This window comes from Pseudomonas sp. NPDC088890, from assembly GCF_044900155.1.
GTDB classification, from domain to species: Bacteria; Pseudomonadota; Gammaproteobacteria; order Pseudomonadales; family Pseudomonadaceae; genus Aquipseudomonas; species Aquipseudomonas urmiensis.
In genome coordinates this window covers 168,670-186,704 of record NZ_JBJDNG010000005.1, presented here as the reverse complement: position 1 = coordinate 186,704, position 18,035 = coordinate 168,670, and the positions used below count along the sequence as shown (strand labels likewise).

Here is an 18,035-nt window from a genome sequence, read left to right as displayed (position 1 = left end):
ATTGTCCACAAGCGTAGACCGGGAGTCGCAAGAGCTGTCGATGACAGCACCCCAGGTGGCCCGAACCTTAAAGGTCACGCCGCTCCCGCGGTGATTCACCCGCAAGTACGATTCGCGTCCGGCAGCTCGTACGGTCACTACCCATGTGATGGATGCCAACTAAATATCGTTGCCCCTGCGGCAACCACCCTACCCATCTGCTCAGCAGCAACCCATCCGCTTGGCCATTTCGCGTGCGCCAACCTGCGCCCTTCTCTTTCTCCTGGAAAGAGACGGGCGCGTCTAACACTGCTGCAGCCCCATCGCATTTGGCTTTGCGGCAACTTCACTCGTGACAATCGGCGTGACAAACGCCGATGTCACCAGCAACAGCGCTGTAGATGATGGTGCCGCAGACCAAGGAATGGACTGCACCTGACTGACAGTCAGGCATGCCCCGGTCATCGCATTGCTGCGTTCACCCGACTCAGGATCTCGCGGCACTGGTCTCGTCAGCCAATGCAGCCTCTACCCGCCCACCGGTAACGGTGCCCAGGAGGTCAGATCATGAGATGCCCTTGCTCCCGGACGTAAGGAGCCGCCAGTCCCGCGTTAGAGGACATCCCCACAGGTCGCAGGGGCCTTGATCCCTGATAACACTCAACATTCTTGGCGGGATGACGTGGGGCGAGGATCGGATAACAGGCGATGAGGTGATCGACATGGCATTGGTAGGTAGACGCGATGGTCGTAATTTCGGCTACGGCAGGCAATTGAGTTACGCAGGACCTCAGGCACTGAAAGACATGTTCGGCGGTGGCCACTACGGCACGGTCAAGGCGCACAGTGATCGATGGTTGGCATTCGTGAAGTGGTGCCGCTCCGATCAGGGGCCCGGTATCAATGATGCGCGGCAGATTGATCGAAAGGTATTGGCCGACTATGCGGCGTATCTGCGCGACATTGTTAAGAGCGGTGATCTCGCCGTCAGCACCGCGCAAAACCGACTATCCAGCGTTAACAGGACCATGGCAGCGCTTCGCGGTGATCAGCATGTGAAACTGCCAAGTCCAAGCAAGGCGTTGGGTATGCAGCGCAGCGAAGTTCGACACTCGGTGCCACAGGGCCAAGACCGCAAACAGGTTAAGCAGATTGTCGATGTGCTTTGCCGCGATCATCAGCTACGGGCCGCTGCAATCGTTCTGTTGGCGCGAGCCACCGGCATGCGCTTGCGTGAGGCCATCCTAGCCGACTTGCCACGGCTGAGCCGTGAGGCTAACGACCCTAGGCAGGATCAATATCCAGGATGGCACCAAAGGCGGCCGAGCTGGCGCCTCAGCGACACGATGGATTGCGGTGGACCACCATGTTCGAGACGCACTTGGGTTTGCACGGCAGGTGTCGCCTGCGAGTAGCCGCAACCTGATTGCGCCAGACGAAAGCTATCTGAATGTCCTGCAGGAAATCATCCGCCCAGCGCGGGACGTCCTGCATGCACACAAGCTCAAAGGCTTTCATGAGCTACGAGCGGCGTATGCATGTGAACGCTATGAGCAGATCACCCAACACCCCGCGCCTATCAACGGCGGCCAATGTTGCCAGGCAGATAGGAACCTAGATCGTGAGGCCCGAAGGCAAATCAGCTATGAGTTGGGGCACGGTCGGATCGATGTGGTCGCGGCCTACATTGGAGGACAGACATGAGTAAGCCATTCGACATGGAGCTGTTCTTGGCAGGAATGCTGACGGGGTCGCACGTGACAAAGCAACGTCATTTACGTCAGGCGAAATTAATCCAATATGAGATTTCGAAGCGTTGGAAAAAAGAGATGCCATGGGCCTGGCACAAAAAACATCTAGCTTGGTTTCTTGGAAGCCACATGAGCCAGTATAGTGAGGCAACGCGGTATTACTATTTACTGACAATCCGGCTAATCACCCGACGCCTAGGAAAGTCATGGGTCTTTCACCTATAGGTCAGAGCAGCTCATCAAAAAATCATGTGACTAAATCACAGCCTCAGCCAACCGAAAAATATCTAGCCAGCTAAATTTCTAGCCATCACCGCGAACTGAAAGCCTTCCTTTTCCCTCTAACCAACGCTGAATTGGATCTTTTTGCATACCATTTACAAAAAATCTTTCGATATCATCCAGCCGTGACCAAAGTATTTTTTCAAAAAAATTCTGACATCGTTTCCCATGATATTCGGTGGATTCGATATACTGCTCCCCCGCCATCAGGTAATTACCATTACCAATAAATTCACACGTACTTTGAGAAACGGAATCAATACTACAGGCAAGTTGAGCACGCCCCTGAGGGGTTAATTCATTCCAATTAAAAAACGGAGAGTGCTGCAGCTTAGTCAAAAGACCAATTATTAGTTTGGCTGCATAATGCTGATCATTTCGCCAATCACCAGTACTGCCCGCCGTTTTATACCAACAAAACTCTCTAACCAGCAAACCATCAATAGGACTTTTTAATACAGCCACCGCGCCATCTTTGAAAGGGCTACCTGGCAAAATCTCAGAATACTCATAGATAGCATTATCAATAAAGACCCTACATCCTTTACCCGACCTTTCCAAACTCACCGCTCGTGTTACCGCCCCTCCCAAAATAAAATGACCGATAGATCGATTAACTTTACTCGGCTCAACAATCTCACCATACGCGATGCCGCCTCTAGAGAGCAGCCCCGTACTTACAGAGCTCCACATAAAATCCCGAGCCGCATCCAAAACAGCCAAAACGTTTTCAGACCAAATATAAGCGCAATCCGATAGCTGTGCTACTTTAACTTTTTTATGAGAGGCGCCGATTGATGCTAGGCAGTGCCGGAACTTTGTCAGCAACTGACCGCAGAATAAATTTGCTGTAGGAAGGGGGGAAGATGAAAGCCCCCAAGCATTAAAGTCACGCTCGCTGAGAGTGACCTGATCTTGTGTTAGAGCGCCTACCCCCAGCATATCTACAAAGAAAACCGCCCCTTGATACTGCCTCATATCGCACCTATCTCTTGTAGTCCACACCGAAAGATATACCGGGGTTATATTACCAGCCCGCTAACAGCCATCGCCAACCCGCCCTATTATTTTCAAAAAACCCCAAGCTAAAATGGCTTACGTAGCCATAAGACGAAATAGAGCTATATGAAACACCAAAATAACTGACAACGTAAATCAAAATATGCTGCGCATAAATTATGGCATCATGACTGGTCAGTACGGTATACATAACACCGAGAAGAAAAATCGCAATTGACATATAGTTGATGAGCCTCAGCCTACTCACTGCTCTGTCAATCAGATCTAATAGCTTTTTCTTGGCTTCCTCAGCGCTAACTCTAACTGCATCTTCATTCTTAATTATTTCGTATCTCTTAAGAGATCGCTGCACTTGCTCCCTCAGCGCCCCGTAAGCTTCGCAATGAATATTGTTCGCAACAAAAGTCAAAAAACTCACGCTGAGCAAGCCTGCGCATACAAATAGAAGCGAAAAAAAGTCTGCGTTTTTTATCAATGCCGCAATTGCGATTAAAGCACCAGGTATCGCAAATGCTTTAGCTTGGCTGGAAGATATCGAGTCATTGATTTTCGAAATATAATCTGTCGATTTTTCTTCGATTTCCGAGAGTAACTTGTTTACCGAAAACTTATGAAGATACACATCATAATTTTCGTGATATTTTTTCTTGAGTCTACTTCCTTGCTTGAGCAACCATGAAAAAACTGGCTCTGCGCGCTCCTCTTCTAACAATTCAGCAAGCGATGCCCTTAATACATCCCGTCGTTCTTTCTGATGTCCATCAGTTATTGCTATCAGATCGGACAAATTAGAAATATCTTTACTTCCCCCGCAGCTTTTGAATCCATCCACGACTTGAGAAAAATCAATTTTCCGTGGATTTACCTCGTACATCTTTGCACCTTTTTCAGTGCTAATAAAGAATATCAGAGTTGAATCGACGCCCTCGTTTCCTCCGTGATCTTTTAATGATGACAACAACGTCCGCCACTGATAATAATACTTAATGCTCTCAATAGTCTGAGATTTTTCTTCTTGACCGCTGAAAACTTTACTTTCGATTATGTAAAAATTTTCCGCTAAATCTTTTCGAGAAATTGAACTTTGCCAAAAATCCATCACACTAGGATAAAATGGTGATTTGGCAGGCCAGGAGTCAACGCTTAAATCAAGAGACAAATAACAACCATCATCTGACTTGGCGATAGACTTCTCACCTGTATAACCCAGATCGCAGACAGCGGCGTACAAGGCTTCCAGATTTGTGGAATCAGAATAAACTTCCAGATAGCCATCATCCATCTGGAGGGTGGAAGCCTCAAGTAATGCTGCTATCTGCTTCATTTATTCCTCAGTTTTACCGATTGCCATACGAATATTCTCCCGATCTTCCTGAGACAAGGGGATCATCATATATGTCAAATCCTCATCCACAATTACAGGCTTATCGGTACCCGAATAACCTATAGATTTGGCTTTAACCGAGACAGAGTAGTTGTTTTGATAATCCTTAATCTGGATTGACACCCCTTTATTCAGAGCATGCCTAGTAGCTTCAAATACATGATTAATTTGATGCCCATTTTCGTTAGCATATTCTGAGAACTGCCCAACTGACGCATGGCCATCTGGCAACTGCTTGTCGATTATGTGTTGGATGTCTAGCAAAGCAACCTGCTTACCAATATTCTTTTCGATATGCTCATATACTTTCTCAGTTATTTTTTCTTGCACTGAACTCTTAAGAGCACTTGAAATAGAAAACTGCTTAATGGCTTCAAAAAGATTTGCAACGCTTTGCTTGTTAGATACCGCACTATCACAACCTAGGGCAGATTTAAAAAACTCTGACTTTGATCTTCCTTCTATGAAGTGAAGATAAGCCGCACCGGCTTTCTCTGGATAAATAACAGAAAAAAGAGTTAAATCAAACATCGCAGCCTGCCTTAGTGCATCAGTATCGATAGGCTGCAACCTCTTAGGCTCTAAATTTTCTTCATCAAACTCAAATGCACCCTTTTTATCCACCATCACAATCATGAGACGGCCATGATCATCCTCATCACCAAAATTCTTGTAATGAATGAAAACAAGATTACCGCCTGAGAGAGACGCCCGCTCTGCTTCATTAGCGTAGCTTGTAAGCAGCCTCATCTCCGCCACAGCAAAATCCCCAAATTTTAGATCGTCGTCGATATATCTTTGGAGATTTTGCGGAGTCTGATTTGATGGAAGGCCTGAGAAATAGCTATGAAATTTATTTTTCTTTCTAAATTTCTTTTCAACCTGTTCAATAAAATCTACAGCTGCAGGATTCTTGAGATTCCAAACTGTACCCATCACGTACTTGAACGGTTTACCCTGCAACTCGACATCTCGTTCTAATGAGGCCGTAATAGCTGCTACAATTTCAAAGCTTGGAGGAGAAACCAAACTATCATCTACAGATTCTAGTTCACTTTGGTTCATAGAAGTCGATAAGGTATTCAATCCGCTATCCCCGCTGATTAGCCTGCAATAGTCTGACTTCTAGGTCAGAGATTACGACACGGGCATCATTTGCAACTGCAACTGAAGGACATCCATGCCGACTTCACTCTGTATACACCTCCAGCCAATGATGGCCAAGCGTCATCACTCAATCTCAGGCTGTATAAACGTACAGTTCCGTAGACTTTTCAACAACTGCTTTCCGTGCGGATATCCGGTTTTTTTTGCCGGCAGCAGGGCGTTTACCGACTCCATTTCCAGCTAATTGCCGTCCCTGAAGGGCCTTGACCACCTCTCACATAGGCACGACTCACTCCAATGAAGGCAACTCTCTGAGGGATAGGGCGAGTGCTGAAGGATATTTTTAGAGATATTTCCTTATAGATAATAAAATAAATCTGATATAAATCAGACTCTTATATTATTTTTCGACTCCTGGTGCCGCACCATACACAGCATCAAAGGCTCACCTTCGGGTGGGCCTTTTTTGTTCTCAGCTGCCCCACCCTTCAATCAAATCACCCGGGCATACGCTCAGCCGCCTTACGATAAACCTCCTCCCGCTACGTTTATCCACAGCGACCCAAGGCTATAGGTCATCCAGCGAAACCTTCACCCGCTCAGGCGCAGCAAACCGATCGCGTACCGTTGCCAGTAACGCCTCATCGTCCTCAGTCATGGGTACAGGTTTGAAGGGTAACTGCAAAAGCGCCACCTACCGTTGACCGCAAATCATCTATCCCCTGATCATCAACCCTTTGTCACTCTGCGCACTGTGCCTTCTAATGCAGTACAGGTTTCAGACTGACCAAGCACAGGGACCCCGTCATGATTCTGGGAAGCACGCTCGAACAGTGGTATGCCCGTTTTCCGTTGATCCGTGATCTGGTCGCGCTGCAACAGACCACCTGGTTCAACCCCGCCGTAGCACCGACCGCACAAGCCCTGGGTGATGTAGGGCTGACGGCGGCAGATGTGGCCGATGCCAGCGCGAGGCTGACGCGGTTCGCATCCTACTTACAACGTGTGTTCCCAGAAACGCAAAACAGCGGCGGCATCATCGAGTCCGACATCATGCCGCTGACTCGGCTGCAGCCATTGCTAAGCGAGCGCTACGGCCAGACCTTGACCGGCGCGCTATGGCTCAAGCGCGACAGTCACCTGCCCATTTCAGGCTCGATCAAGGCGCGCGGCGGCATCTATGAGGTGCTCAAGCATGCCGAAGACCTGGCCCTGGCCGCCAAGCTGATCACGCTCGATGACGACTACGCGCTGCTCGACAGCGAGCGGGCGCGGGCGTTCTTTGGCCAGTACACGATTGCCGTCGGCTCGACCGGCAACCTGGGGATGTCGATCGGCATCATGGGCGCCGCGCTGGGATTCCAGGTGACCGTGCACATGTCGGCAGATGCCAGGCAGTGGAAGAAGGACACGCTGCGCGCGCACGGGGTGACGGTGGTGGAGTACGCCAGCGACTACAGCGTGGCGGTTGCCCAAGGGCGCCAGCAAGCCGAGGCCGACCCTGGCTGCTACTTCGTCGACGATGAAAACTCGGTCAACCTGTTCCTCGGCTACTCGGCGGCCGCCGAGCGCCTGAAACTACAATTGGCGGCGGCGAACATTCGCGTCGATGCACAGCACCCGCTGTTCGTCTATCTGCCTTGCGGCGTTGGTGGCGCACCCGGGGGCGTGGCCTTTGGCTTGAAGCTGGCGTTTGGCGATGCGGTGCATTGCCTCTTCGCAGAGCCGACCCATTCGCCCTGCATGCTACTGGGCGTATACACCGGGCTGCATGACCAGGTGAGTGTGCAGGACTTCGGCATCGACAATGTGACTGCCGCTGATGGCCTGGCGGTGGGCCGCGCTTCGGGGTTCGTCGGCAAGGCCATGCAGCGTTTGCTCGATGGTTTCTACACGGTCAGCGACGAGGAAATGTACAGTTTGCTGGCGCTGATGGAGCGCAGCGAGGGTCTACGTCTTGAGCCTTCGGCACTGGCCGGCGTGCCGGGTATTGCGAGAGTCCTAGCTGAGCAGCAGGGTTACCGGGTGCGCCTGGGGCTGGATCGCCAAGCCATGGCCAACGCCACCCACCTGGTGTGGGCAACCGGGGGCAACAGGGTGCCTGACGATGAAATGCAGGCGTATCTGGCCAAGGGCCGTGAACTGCTGGCCCAACCACAAGCTTGAGGGAAACCGTGCTCAACCTTGCGCCGCGTATCAGCTCCCGGCTGAACAGCAGCCAGTTCGCCAACCTGCATACCTTTCTGGTGGCGGCTCGGCACCTGAGCTTTGGAGGATATGGACTTGGCTGAGCATCGCCCAGCGCATTGCGCTAAGTCATGCAGGTAAAACTGGTGCTAAGCAACTTGGCAGAGGGCAGGTTGCGAGTGACTGTGTGTTTGCCGAGGGTTCAGCCTAAGCACGGCACCGCCCACTGATGCAGAGCGTTCGGCACGAAGCTGTCGGCGGATCTCGCTAGATATCAGATTTCTCCTACAGCCAGCACTCCAAGCAGCTCCTTACCGTATTACGCACTATTCACAGTGCAGGATACGCCCGATGAAAGCTGCTTTCGCCCTCCATGCCATTGGTCTTGCCATCTTGGCGACTTCCACCCAGGTCCTGGCCGATGACACCTACCTCGCTTTGCGACTGCAAAACGCTAGCCAGAAACTGCATGATGCCGAACTGACCAGCCCGCGTGTTGACCATCGCATCAAAAGCCCAAGCAATGATCGTGACTTAAATGGCGCTATCGCACTGGGCCGCGGCTTCGACGATGGCTGGCGTGCGGAGGTTGAGTACACCCTGCGCAAAAACAGCCAGTTTGACTCTCACTGGTCGCCCTTTGATGCCAACGTCAATCGCATGGAGGTCAACTCCCAACGCCTGATGCTCAACGGGTTCAGGGATTTTGCCCTGACCGACAAATTATCGTGGTACCTGATGGCGGGCGCGGGCGTTGCGCATGTCCAGTCTGAGGGCTACCAGGGCAACCCTTCGCGCCAGTTCGCCAAGAACGGCCAGAACAACTTTGCCTGGAGTTTGGGCTTGGGCATGGACTACGCCCTGACCGACAAAATCACCCTAGGCAGTGGTTACCGCTACGTGGACATGGGCAAGATCGAGACCGGCCGCAACACCTTCGCCAATCGGATCAACGCACGTGACGAGCAGCTCAAGGGCAAACTGACCGAACAGAGCTTGTTCGTCGAAGTTCGTCTATCGCTCTGAGCCCATTCACTGATTACCTGCTGATAGTTACAACGCCGCTTCGGTGATAGCCCGAGCGGCTTTTGCACGTTGCGCGATTGTGCTGACACACATCACTCCCGCCAGGTGAATGACGCAACAGTTGCCACGCATCTCAAGACCTGGCAGCGCGCAACGCGATTAAATCAGCCCGCATCTGGCGATGCCGCTTGCCATTGAACACCAACATGGCCAGCAGAGGCAGCGCCAACAAGATTGCCAATAGCACTGTATTCAAACCGCTGCCCAACAGACTCAAGGCCATCAGCAGCGCCACGAGCGGGACGGGCAAAACAACCCACATGGCCCACTTGAGGCCGCGGATCATCGCGAAGTGCCCAGCGCAGAGCAACAGCGCTAGCGTTGCAGTGCCCATCAGGGTGTACAACGGATTATCCGCATGATTGCGCCAGTGACTATCGATCCACATAGCCAGTGACAAAGCCCCCGACATCACACAGGTGAAAAAGCCCAACAAGAACGTTGGGAAGTAACGCCGCATGAACGCCTGGAACTCGCCAAACTTCATCATCACTCAAACTCCTCATACAGGCCCACAGCGATGCTCTGCACCGTGGCACTGCCCGCTAGACCAAAAGTGGCACCAAGAGAGTCACGCAAAAGCGTCTGGGTGGCATGGTTGATCTGCGTGGGCGTGTAGCGCTTGGTCATGGTGCCTGCAGCCTGCTGTAACTTGAGCTGCTTGGGCGTGAGACTGGGATGCTTGATCGAAAGCAGCTCATCGGTCAGCGCCTTGCGCTGCTGCCGGCTGAGTGATCGGGTCAGCTCAAGCCAGCTACGCCCGGTCGCGGCCTTGTGCACCTGAAGGTATTTGAGCGTGGTCAGCCCCGAAGCCCCGACGCCCAGCAGCGACGCGCCATCGAGTACCTTGGAAGCCGCCTGGTACCACTGGTTTTCATCCAGTGCATCGTTGGCTGCCGGATTGGTCACTTCGCGCACCGTACGGATAACCCCAATGGCGCACTGGGCAGTACTGGCTGCGGCTGCTGTACCGCCAACATAGGTCAGCACCAGGCTGGTACCTGCAGTGAACGGCGCGGCGATGGTACCGCTGAAAACCACCCACCAGCCTATGAATGCACCGGCACAGGAAAGCGAGGTGTTGATCGCTTCCTTCACCACCCGCGACTCACGCGGATTGTTTTGCAACTGCTCGGTGTACTGCGCGGGGGTCTGGTATTTGTTGATTTCCCGCAGAATCACGCGTTTGGGCCTGATACTGCAGATTGGCTGGAATTCACGCAGGGTAATGACATTGAAGTCAGCGTCAATGTACACAACCCCTGCCCCAACTATTCGGGGGTCGGCGTCGATCGCTGCGAACATTTTCGGCAAATTGATTCGTGCCTGGATTCGCTGACGCGCGAGAAACTGCGAGGTATTACCCAATGGGTTTGCCAAAAGGTCTGTCACGAGTGCTGTCCTTGCAGGAGTAGGCGGGTGTGCCTCATAGGGAGGCGGGCTTGCCCCGCGATGAATCCGCGTGCTGACGGACTCGATCGCGGGGCAAGCCCGCTCCCACGAGGTACTTAACTGCCTTGAAGATCAAGCATCAAACGTTCGGGCAAGGCACCGGCGCCCAGTCACCCATGTCTGGGTTGCGGCACATGCCATTGACCTGATCCTGGCCAGCCTTGGCCACTTGCTGGGCCTCGGTTTTCTTGCTGGTGGCGTTCTGCAGGGTCTTCTCGGTAGCGACGGCTTCTTTCGGCACATCAGGCAGCTTGGTCTTCTTCACCGCCTTGGCCTTCTTGCCGGTGGTCGCGGCTTTCGGCGCTTCGGCCGCTGCCACCACGGTCACATCGGCGCGCTGTACACCCACCTGCTTGAGGTCCTGCTCGTAGGCTTGGGTGTAGTTGTTGAGGTTCTCACCCAGGCGACCGCTGACAGCGCTGATCAGGTTATTCGACTCTTGCAGGCCAGCAACGATCTCGGCCAGACGCTTGCGCCCTTCGGTGTCATTGATGCGGTTGGCCTTGCGCCCTTCCATGAGGTTGGCGAACTCACGCTGGTAGCAGCTCTGCGAAGCCTTGGCGTAAGTGGTGGTGCGGTCCATGTCGGCCGCGCTCTTGTCGATGTCGGTCGCGTACGAGGCGATGCGCTGCTTATCGTCACTGATCTGTTTCTGACGCTCGGTGTAGTAGCCCGCCGCGCCACCGACCAGGGCCCCACCTGCGGCGCCAATGGCGGCATTGCGGCCGCGCTTGTCACCGTCGACCAGGGCGCCGGTCAGCGCGCCGCCGACCGCGCCGAGCAGGGCACCGGTGGCGACCGATTTGGTCATGTCGGAGTCGGTGGAGCGCAGGTGCTGCACAGGCTCGTAGCAGCTTGGGTAGTACTCGACCTTGGTGCTGGCACCGACCTTGGAGACCGGCGAGCCAGCACAGCCGGCCAACAGTACGGTGCTGAAGCCTGCGGCCAGGAGCAGTGCGGTACGGGCCTGGGCGGCATTGATCAGAGCGTTACGGGTGAAAAGCATGGTCAGGTTCTCGCTTGGGTTGTACAGGTCCGGGTGGCGTCATGCCGCCCGGGATGGCTTGCTTGCATTGCAGTCGTTCAAGGGCGCGGGGCGGCCGATGCCAGCAACTCCTTGAGGATCGTCGCCGGATCGGCCCGCCGTTGCTGGCGGTACTCCCCGACGTGGCGGACGAACAGGGTGGCGCGGCTCTCCAGGCTCTTGCCCAGGACCGGCTTGAGATTGAGTTCTTGCTTGACCCGCTGGAACTGCGCCTGGATCACCGCGTCGGTGTAGCGCGTGCCGCTGGCCAGGTTGTCGATATAGATCGCCACCGCGCCATCGAGGGCGCTGCGGCCGTTGGCGATGGCGGCGCCGTACATGCGCGCGCTGGTCTGATCGCCAGCCGCTTGCGCCTTGGACTGGGTGTTGCGCAGGTTGGTCAGGCGAATGTTGTAGTTGTTGATGGTTTCGGCCACCAGGGCTGCGGACTGGATCAAGTTGCCGGCGGCCTCCTCGCGCTGCTGGGCGATCAGCGAGACGTTGCGCTTGAGCTCTTCGTTGACCAGGCCCAGTTCAGCTTGCAGGCGCGGGTCGGTGGCGCTGGCGATGATCCCGTCCAGGCGCTTGGTCGGGTCCTGGGCGTCATCGATGGCATCGGTCAGGCTGGCCAGGCGACCCTCCTTTTGCCACTGCTCGAACAGCTCCTGATAACGCGAACGCGGCGCCGACAGTGCGCCAATGGCCAGGCGAAAACCGGTGGTCTCGTTGCGCTGCTCGGTGCCGTCGGCGCCAAACAGCGGGTACTCCCGGCGCATGCCAGTAAACAAGGTGCCCTCGCCTTCCAGGTAGTTGCCGCCCTTGACCACGAAGCCGCCAAAAGCGCCCTGGCGGCGCCCGGCATGGACCAGCTGGAACGACTCCTGCACCATCTCCGCAGCGTTGCCGATCACATCGAACAAGCCCAACGGGTTAGGCAGCTTGGTGCCGATTGGCAACAGTCGCGCAGCCTGGCCTGTGCCGCCGGCGACCTGGTTGAACACCGCCCAGTCGGCCAACGGCCCTTCGCTGTCGCTGCCCTCGACTTTGCGCGGGAACAACCGGCCCTCCAGCTCCTGGCGACTGACCAGCGAGCCACCGCGCGCGGCGAACTCCCACTCGACCTCGGTCGGCAGGCGCACGAAGCCAGTGCCGCCATCTTCGGCTTTGCTACCACGGCCACTGACCGGCAACAGCGCGCGGTGATGCTGCATCAGCCAGGCGCTGTACACCGCAGCGAAACGCTCGGCCTCAAAGCGCGACAGCTTGACCTTGGGCAGGCGCCCGGCCATGTCGGTGACTGGCGCGCACGCCGGCGGCTGCTCGCCACTGGCCAGCGCCTGGGCCTGGGCCATCACCTGGGCATACTGGCGGGCGGTGACTTCGTACTTGCCGATGAAATACATCATCGGTTTGAGCGGGCTTTTCGCGTCGACCTTGGGCAGGTTCGGCGAGACCTGCTGTTGCCACTGCGGGGCCAAGTCGGCCAGGCTGAACTGACCGTTGATGAAGTCGCGCCGATAGCCAGAAATGAACGACTGCTTGTAGCCCGCCTCGCCTTCGCTGAAGGGGTAACCCAGGCTCACCTCACGATCGTCGAGGCTGCCTTGGGCCAATACATAGACAGGGCGGAAGACGATTTCGCCGCCACAGGGCAGCGGCAGGCTGACATCTCCGGCCAAGGGTTTGGGGTTGTCCAACTTGTCAGCGGCGAGCGGCTGGCCAGTCTCAGCCTTGGCAGCTGCCTTGGGCTGTTCATCCTCTGCCTGAGAGCAGGCGCCCAGGCTGAGGGTGGCTAGGATCAGGGCCAGCGCCCCGAGGCGAAATTCAGACATCACGGATTCCTTCGCAAGCATCGATCCGCGCCACCCGCCAGCCACCCAGGGCGGCAGCCAAGGTGCTGGCCGAGAGGACGGCGAGCAGCGCGACGAGGTAGTGCAGGGGCAGCAGGCGGCTGGCGTACTCGCCCGGCACCTGGGTGAACATTCGATTCAGGCCGAGCTCGGCCAGGGCATACAACAGGCCGCCAAGGGCCGCGGCGAACACCCCGCTGTACAACGCCTGGAGCACCACGAACAGCAGCAGTGCGCCAGTGCCGAAGCCAAGCAGGCGTAGCACCGCCAACTCGCGCTGCTTGCGCTCGACCGCCGCCACCGCGCCTGCGCCGATGGCGGCCGTAGCGCCAGCGACAGCCAGGGCCGCGATGATCCAGAACACCAGGTCAAGATTGCGACTCAGCGACTGCACCTGGGCGATCTGCGCCGCCTGGGTCGACACCAGCCATTTGCGCTCGGCAAAGTACTGGCGCAGCGGCTCGACATCGTTCAGCGAACGGGCATACAGGCGAAACGCCGGATACACCCGCTGGGTGGCATTGGCCTCACGCTCACCGGCCCAGTCCAGGGCAGGCACGGCGCGGCCATCGCGATAATCTTCGGCGGCCTCCAGCAGCGTCAGCGAGGCAAATAGTCCATCGCGTTCAAAGGCTGCTAGCGGCAACACCGCCAGCACCTGCAGCTCGCTCTGGCGCCATTGCAACTGCCCCGCCTGCTGGCGGCTGAAGCTGGCCAATAGCGAGTCACCGGCCTTGACCCCAAGCTTTTCTGCCGCAGTGAAGCTGAGCACCGCTTGTTGCAGGCCGGTTGGCACTGGCGTCCCTTGCAGCAACGGGTCACCGTCAGCGGTGGGGAGCATTTCCACCGTCACCGCGCGGCCCTGTGCCGGTAGCCGCAACTCGGCTGTCGCGGCGATCTGCCGGGTCCGGGCAATGGCGAATGCCACCTCATCGCGGGTAGCCAGATTGGCGATGAACGCGGCATCGAAACGACCACCGCCCAAGGGGATGATTTCGCGCACGCCAGGATCGCGCTGCAAGCGCTCGGTCAGGCTACCGACCAAGCCGAACTTGAGTCCGAACAGCACCAGCAGCGGCGCAATCACCGCCACCAGCGCCAACACGCTGCAGGCCGACAGCCGTGCATCGCTGCGATAGTCCTGCCAGGCCAGGCTGGCGATCAGCCACGGGCGCATCAGGCGGCCCTGTCCAAGGTCGCCGTGACACCACCCTCGGCATCACGCCGACAGCTCATGCGCAGCACCCGCAGGCCAGCGTCACGGGCCAGTTGCTCGTCATGCGTGGCGATCACGCAGGTCACCCGGCGTGCCTCGGCCTGACGCAGCAACAGGCCCATGACCCGCTCGGCGTTGAGCGGATCCAGCGCCGCCGTCGGCTCATCGGCCAACAGCAGCGCCGGCTGATGGGCCAGGGCGCGGGCGCAACTGACGCGCTGGCGTTGGCCGAGCGACAACGCCCCCGGGCGTTTTTCCAACTGGTCGTGGACATCAAGCGCTTGCGCCAGGCGCTCGACACTGCCGTCCTCGTCCAACCCCAGCAGTTGCCGAGGCAGGCGAATATTGCCGCGCACATCGAGAAAGCCCAGCAGCCCACCGGCCTGCAACACATAGCCCAGATGGCGGCTACGCAGGGCGGCCAGACGGTCGAGCCGACGACTGCGCCAGAGCGCGGCGATATCTTCCTCGCGGCCATCGAGGGCGAGGCTGAACGCCTGCGCAGCATCAGGTTCGAGCACCAGCGCGAGCAGGTCGAGCAAGGTGCTTTTGCCACAGCCACTGGGGCCGACCAACGCCACCCGCTCACCCGCCGACAAGCACAGCCGCTCGATCTCCAGGCTGTAGCGCTGGCTACCCTCGCCACGCGTCTTGCGCACCTCGTGCAGGTTGATCATCACGGCAGCGTCGACAGCGGGACACGGTACAAGGCGTCACCCGGCTCGGCGTTGCCGAAACGCACCCAGTTGGCCATGTCGTTGTGGAAGGTTTCGTAGAGACGGATCTTCGAGTCGAGCTCGTCGATGAAGTCTTGCTGCTCGGCGACCGACAGCGACAGCCACAGGTCCTGGCTCATGCTCAGCGACTTGCTGCGGTACGGCAGCCCTTCCAGGTACTCGCCGAGCACCCCGCTCTGGGCCAGATTGGTGCCCTTGCTCAGTGCCCCAGGATCGCGGCTCATGTAGGCACTGGCGCTGGCGATTTCATTGAAGAAATCGCCAGGCGAGCTACGGGTCTTGCGCGCGGCATCGACGATCAACTTGAGCGACTGCTGCAAATCGTTGAGCTGCAGCTTGGTCAGCATCACGCACACCTGCAAGGTGGGCAGCGCAGGGTTGGTCAGGTCGCGGTCGGCGGTCCAGGCGCTGACCAGTTGCGGCGCCTGGCTGGCGCTCTGGCGGCCAAGGAAATCCATGTGCATGGCATAGCCGACGGCCTGCGACTTGGCTGCCAGGCTCGACGCCGAGGTCAGCAATGGCACCGGCTGGGGCTGCTGGCTACGCACCTGGTGGACCAACTCGGCGAAGGTCGAGCCGATCTCGCGCACGCGCTCGCCAAAGGCGTTGACGTCACCGCCGGGCACCGACACATACAGGTCGCCGATCTGCGGGTTACTGTCGGCCGTCAGCACCCGGTACTGCTGCTCGGCGCCTGCATGATTCTTCTGCCCCGCCGGGGTGCGCAAGTGCAGGGCGTAGATCTTGATCTGCTTGCTCAAGGCGGCCTGGCGCACCTCGGCCTCGTTCATCTGGGTGCTGCTGTAGGGGTCGTTCTTGCGCAGCGCGCCGGCATCGCTGACCAACAGCACGATGCGCCCGCCATAGCCGTTCCAGTCCATGCCTTCAACGGCCTGCATGACCCCGGCAAAGGCATCTTCATTGAACGAGTGACTGGAAACGTTGGTGGCCTTCACTTGCGCCGCAGCTTTGAGGAAGCGCGCCGGATCGCGGCCCTGCTCCAGGCTCACCAAGGTCTTGCTCAGGTAGTCCAGCCCCGGGGTGCGCTTGGTGCTGTTGCGAAAGCCGATCAGGCCAAAACTGACGCTGTCCAGCTCGCCACGTACGGCCAACTGCTGTTGCAGCTCGCTGACCACTTGGCGCACGCGGTCGATGTAGGGCTGCATGGAAACCGAGGTATCCACCACCAGCACGATACCGGTGCGGAACCCCTTGCCATCGGCACCCGCCACCCCGGCGGCCTTCGGCGGGGTGTCACGAGCGCTGGCGCCCGGGTCGATCGAGGCGATGTTGAGCAGTTGCACCGGCTGGCCCTGAGCATCGAAGCTTTCGCGGAAATCGAAGATCGGCATCAGGTAGAACTGCTCTTGCGGCACAGCGCTGGCAGTCGGCTCCAAGGCCATGACCTGCGGCACCTGGTCGGGATGGTTCTGCGCCTTGAGCAACTGCTCGCGCGCCTGGCCGGTGTCATCGAGCAGGCGCTGCACGTCGTCGGCATTGCGCATGAACATCACCGGTGAGCGGCCTGAGCGCTCGGTGAGCTTGAGCACCAGGCTCTGTTTCCAATCACTGCTCGCGCTGGCCGGCAGCCAGCCATCGCGCTGACCATCGCTGGAGCTGCCGACCTCGACCCACGGCTTACCGTCGACCTCCTTGCGTTGGTAGACATAGAGCACGCTGAACGCTGGCAAACGCTCGCCAGCACTGCCGCCAGGCTGATCGAACAGCTGCGCGCCGGGCTGGCTGAGCACACGCTGGTAGAGGGTCTTCTTGCCGGGCATCAGCAACGGCCGCTGGTCATCGACGGCGGCGAGCGGTGTGCGCTCAGGCGTAGTTTGACTGGCTGTCTGCGCCACTGGCGATGGCTCTAGCGGCGCCTGCGCTGCGGGCTGCTGGTCGCCGCCGAGCAGCCAGAAGAACGCCCCACCCAGGCCCAGCGCAGCAGCAATGGCCAAGGCCAGGACTGCCTTGGCGGGTTTATTCGATGCCGATTTGACGGCTGGCGCAGGGGCACTGTCGACAGTGGCGGCGCTAACCGGCTCGGGCGCTGGCGGCGCCTTGGGGATCTCGATAGACACCGGCGTCAGCCCGGCCAGATCTGGCTTGGCCGGTGCCACTGGTGGTAGCGGCAGCGGGCGGATGACAGTGCTGTCAGTGCTTTCTGCTGGCAAGCGGTCCAGCGCTGCCAGCAACGCGGCAGCATCGGCGAAGCGCTCGTTCGGGTCCTTGGCCAGCAGCCCGCGCAGGATGTCCTGGTAACGGCCATGCTCGATGGGCAGTTCCGGCAGTGGCTCGGTCAAGTGAGCCAACGCCGTGGACAGCGCATCGGTGCCGTTGTACGGCAGCTTGCCGACCAGGATTTCATAGAGCACCACGCCCAACGCGTAGAGGTCGGCGCGGCCATCGATCTCAAGCCCGCGGGCTTGTTCGGGGCTCATGTAGCTGGGTGTCCCCACGGCAAACCCAGCCTGGGTGAACTGGGTACGATCATCCAGCGACTTGGCGATGCCGAAGTCCGACAGCACGGCGGTGCCATCGGCGCGGAACAGGATGTTGGCGGGTTTGACGTCACGGTGCACCAGCCCCTGGGCGTGGGCATAGCCCAGCGCCTGGGCGATCTGGCGCACATACAACAGGCCCTGCTGCGGCGTCAGGCCGTCGGCGATGCGCTCCTTGAGCGTACCGCTGGGCAGAAACTCCATGGCCATGTAGTACAGCTCGCCAACATTGCCGATGTCGTGAATGGTGGCGATGTGCGGATGCGCCAAGCGGGCCAGGGTACGGCCTTCACGCAGGAACCGCTCGCAGAAGGTCGGGTCGGCGGCCAGGCTCGCGGCCATGACCTTCAACGCCACCTTGCGCTGCAGTGAGCGCTGGGTGGCCAGGTAGACGCTGGCCATGGCGCCTTGGCCAATCTCGCCGTCGATGTCGAATCCGGGGATGTGCATGTCCATGCTCTG

The 18,035-nt window shown here is 58.0% G+C and carries 13 protein-coding genes and 2 pseudogenes; 4 read left to right on the top strand and 11 right to left on the bottom strand.

Annotation, left to right across the window (positions count from 1 at the left end):
* The first annotated feature begins 701 nt into the window (after window positions 1-701).
* Together ACI2JX_RS13255 and ACI2JX_RS13250 are read left to right on the top strand one after the other, a co-directional pair.
* Window positions 702-1,683, top strand: a pseudogene (locus tag ACI2JX_RS13255) (integrase domain-containing protein).
* On the top strand, window positions 1,680-1,955 hold the full coding sequence (locus tag ACI2JX_RS13250) for a hypothetical protein (RefSeq protein ID WP_404690246.1): 276 nt from the start codon (window positions 1,680-1,682) through the stop codon (window positions 1,953-1,955). Before ACI2JX_RS13255 ends, ACI2JX_RS13250 begins: the two are co-directional and overlap by 4 nt.
* Window positions 1,956-2,033: 78 nt before the next feature.
* On the opposite strand, the gene ACI2JX_RS13245 is transcribed toward ACI2JX_RS13250, so the two are convergent.
* From ACI2JX_RS13245 to ACI2JX_RS13230, 4 genes and pseudogenes are all read right to left on the bottom strand, one after another.
* A complete protein-coding gene (locus ACI2JX_RS13245; protein WP_404690245.1) occupies window positions 2,034-2,990 on the bottom strand; it encodes a hypothetical protein in 957 nt (318 codons plus the stop codon).
* Between the two features lie 49 nt (window positions 2,991-3,039).
* The gene (locus tag ACI2JX_RS13240; RefSeq protein WP_404690244.1) at window positions 3,040-4,356 is read right to left on the bottom strand and encodes a hypothetical protein; all 1,317 of its coding nucleotides are present in this window, start codon (window positions 4,354-4,356) and stop codon (window positions 3,040-3,042) included.
* The gene (locus ACI2JX_RS13235; RefSeq protein WP_404690243.1) at window positions 4,357-5,502 is read right to left on the bottom strand and encodes a nucleoid-associated protein; all 1,146 of its coding nucleotides are present in this window, start codon (window positions 5,500-5,502) and stop codon (window positions 4,357-4,359) included.
* Window positions 5,503-6,091: 589 nt separating this feature from the next.
* A pseudogene (locus tag ACI2JX_RS13230) lies at window positions 6,092-6,205 on the bottom strand (type II toxin-antitoxin system RelB/DinJ family antitoxin); the annotation flags it as partial.
* Window positions 6,206-6,330: 125 nt separating this feature from the next.
* Between ACI2JX_RS13230 and dsdA the strand changes: the two are divergent.
* Together dsdA and ACI2JX_RS13220 are read left to right on the top strand one after the other, a co-directional pair.
* Window positions 6,331-7,689, top strand: a complete 1,359-nt coding sequence (gene dsdA / locus ACI2JX_RS13225; protein ID WP_404690242.1) for a D-serine ammonia-lyase — start codon at window positions 6,331-6,333, stop codon at window positions 7,687-7,689.
* A 372-nt stretch (window positions 7,690-8,061) separates the two neighbouring features.
* Entirely contained in the window at window positions 8,062-8,736 is a 675-nt protein-coding gene (locus tag ACI2JX_RS13220) for an outer membrane protein (protein WP_404690241.1), read from the top strand.
* A gap of 133 nt (window positions 8,737-8,869) precedes the next feature.
* Here ACI2JX_RS13220 and ACI2JX_RS13215 read toward each other — a convergent pair whose 3' ends face one another.
* The 7 genes from ACI2JX_RS13215 to ACI2JX_RS13185 form a co-directional block, all read right to left on the bottom strand.
* Window positions 8,870-9,286 (bottom strand): hypothetical protein, encoded by a 417-nt coding sequence (locus tag ACI2JX_RS13215; protein WP_404690240.1) that lies wholly within the window; start codon window positions 9,284-9,286, stop codon window positions 8,870-8,872.
* Window positions 9,286-10,176 carry an NAD synthetase gene (locus ACI2JX_RS13210; RefSeq protein WP_404690314.1) on the bottom strand — a complete coding sequence of 297 codons (891 nt, stop codon included), beginning with the start codon at window positions 10,174-10,176 and terminating at the stop codon, window positions 9,286-9,288. The genes ACI2JX_RS13215 and ACI2JX_RS13210 overlap by 1 nt, the downstream gene beginning before the upstream one ends.
* A 151-nt stretch (window positions 10,177-10,327) precedes the next feature.
* Window positions 10,328-11,254, bottom strand: a complete 927-nt coding sequence (tagQ, locus tag ACI2JX_RS13205; RefSeq protein ID WP_264235247.1) for a type VI secretion system-associated lipoprotein TagQ — start codon at window positions 11,252-11,254, stop codon at window positions 10,328-10,330.
* 77 nt (window positions 11,255-11,331) lie between these two features.
* Window positions 11,332-13,104 carry a formylglycine-generating enzyme family protein gene (locus ACI2JX_RS13200; RefSeq protein WP_404690239.1) on the bottom strand — a complete coding sequence of 591 codons (1,773 nt, stop codon included), beginning with the start codon at window positions 13,102-13,104 and terminating at the stop codon, window positions 11,332-11,334.
* Window positions 13,097-14,299, bottom strand: a complete 1,203-nt coding sequence (locus tag ACI2JX_RS13195) for an ABC transporter permease (protein WP_404690238.1) — start codon at window positions 14,297-14,299, stop codon at window positions 13,097-13,099. Before ACI2JX_RS13195 ends, ACI2JX_RS13200 begins: the two co-directional genes overlap by 8 nt.
* Window positions 14,299-15,015, bottom strand: coding sequence for an ABC transporter ATP-binding protein (locus tag ACI2JX_RS13190; protein ID WP_404690237.1), 717 nt, complete (start codon window positions 15,013-15,015; stop codon window positions 14,299-14,301). The genes ACI2JX_RS13195 and ACI2JX_RS13190 overlap by 1 nt, the downstream gene beginning before the upstream one ends.
* Window positions 15,015-18,029 (bottom strand): serine/threonine-protein kinase, encoded by a 3,015-nt coding sequence (locus ACI2JX_RS13185; RefSeq protein ID WP_404690236.1) that lies wholly within the window; start codon window positions 18,027-18,029, stop codon window positions 15,015-15,017. The genes ACI2JX_RS13190 and ACI2JX_RS13185 overlap by 1 nt, the downstream gene beginning before the upstream one ends.
* Window positions 18,030-18,035: the final 6 nt, after the last annotated feature.

Excerpts from the sequence above, each read along its gene's own strand:
- ACI2JX_RS13200 (WP_404690239.1), bottom strand. The coding sequence starts at position 13,104 with ATGTCTGAATTTCGCCTCGGGGCGCTGGCCCTGATCCTAGCCACCCTC.
- ACI2JX_RS13195 (WP_404690238.1), bottom strand. The coding sequence starts at position 14,299 with ATGCGCCCGTGGCTGATCGCCAGCCTGGCCTGGCAGGACTATCGCAGC.
- ACI2JX_RS13215 (WP_404690240.1), bottom strand. The coding sequence starts at position 9,286 with ATGATGAAGTTTGGCGAGTTCCAGGCGTTCATGCGGCGTTACTTCCCA.
- ACI2JX_RS13220 (WP_404690241.1), top strand. The coding sequence starts at position 8,062 with ATGAAAGCTGCTTTCGCCCTCCATGCCATTGGTCTTGCCATCTTGGCG.
- ACI2JX_RS13185 (WP_404690236.1), bottom strand. The coding sequence starts at position 18,029 with ATGGACATGCACATCCCCGGATTCGACATCGACGGCGAGATTGGCCAA.
- ACI2JX_RS13190 (WP_404690237.1), bottom strand. The coding sequence starts at position 15,015 with ATGATCAACCTGCACGAGGTGCGCAAGACGCGTGGCGAGGGTAGCCAG.
- ACI2JX_RS13250 (WP_404690246.1), top strand. The coding sequence starts at position 1,680 with ATGAGTAAGCCATTCGACATGGAGCTGTTCTTGGCAGGAATGCTGACG.
- dsdA (WP_404690242.1), top strand. The coding sequence starts at position 6,331 with ATGATTCTGGGAAGCACGCTCGAACAGTGGTATGCCCGTTTTCCGTTG.
- ACI2JX_RS13240 (WP_404690244.1), bottom strand. The coding sequence starts at position 4,356 with ATGAAGCAGATAGCAGCATTACTTGAGGCTTCCACCCTCCAGATGGAT.
- ACI2JX_RS13245 (WP_404690245.1), bottom strand. The coding sequence starts at position 2,990 with ATGAGGCAGTATCAAGGGGCGGTTTTCTTTGTAGATATGCTGGGGGTA.
- tagQ (WP_264235247.1), bottom strand. The coding sequence starts at position 11,254 with ATGCTTTTCACCCGTAACGCTCTGATCAATGCCGCCCAGGCCCGTACC.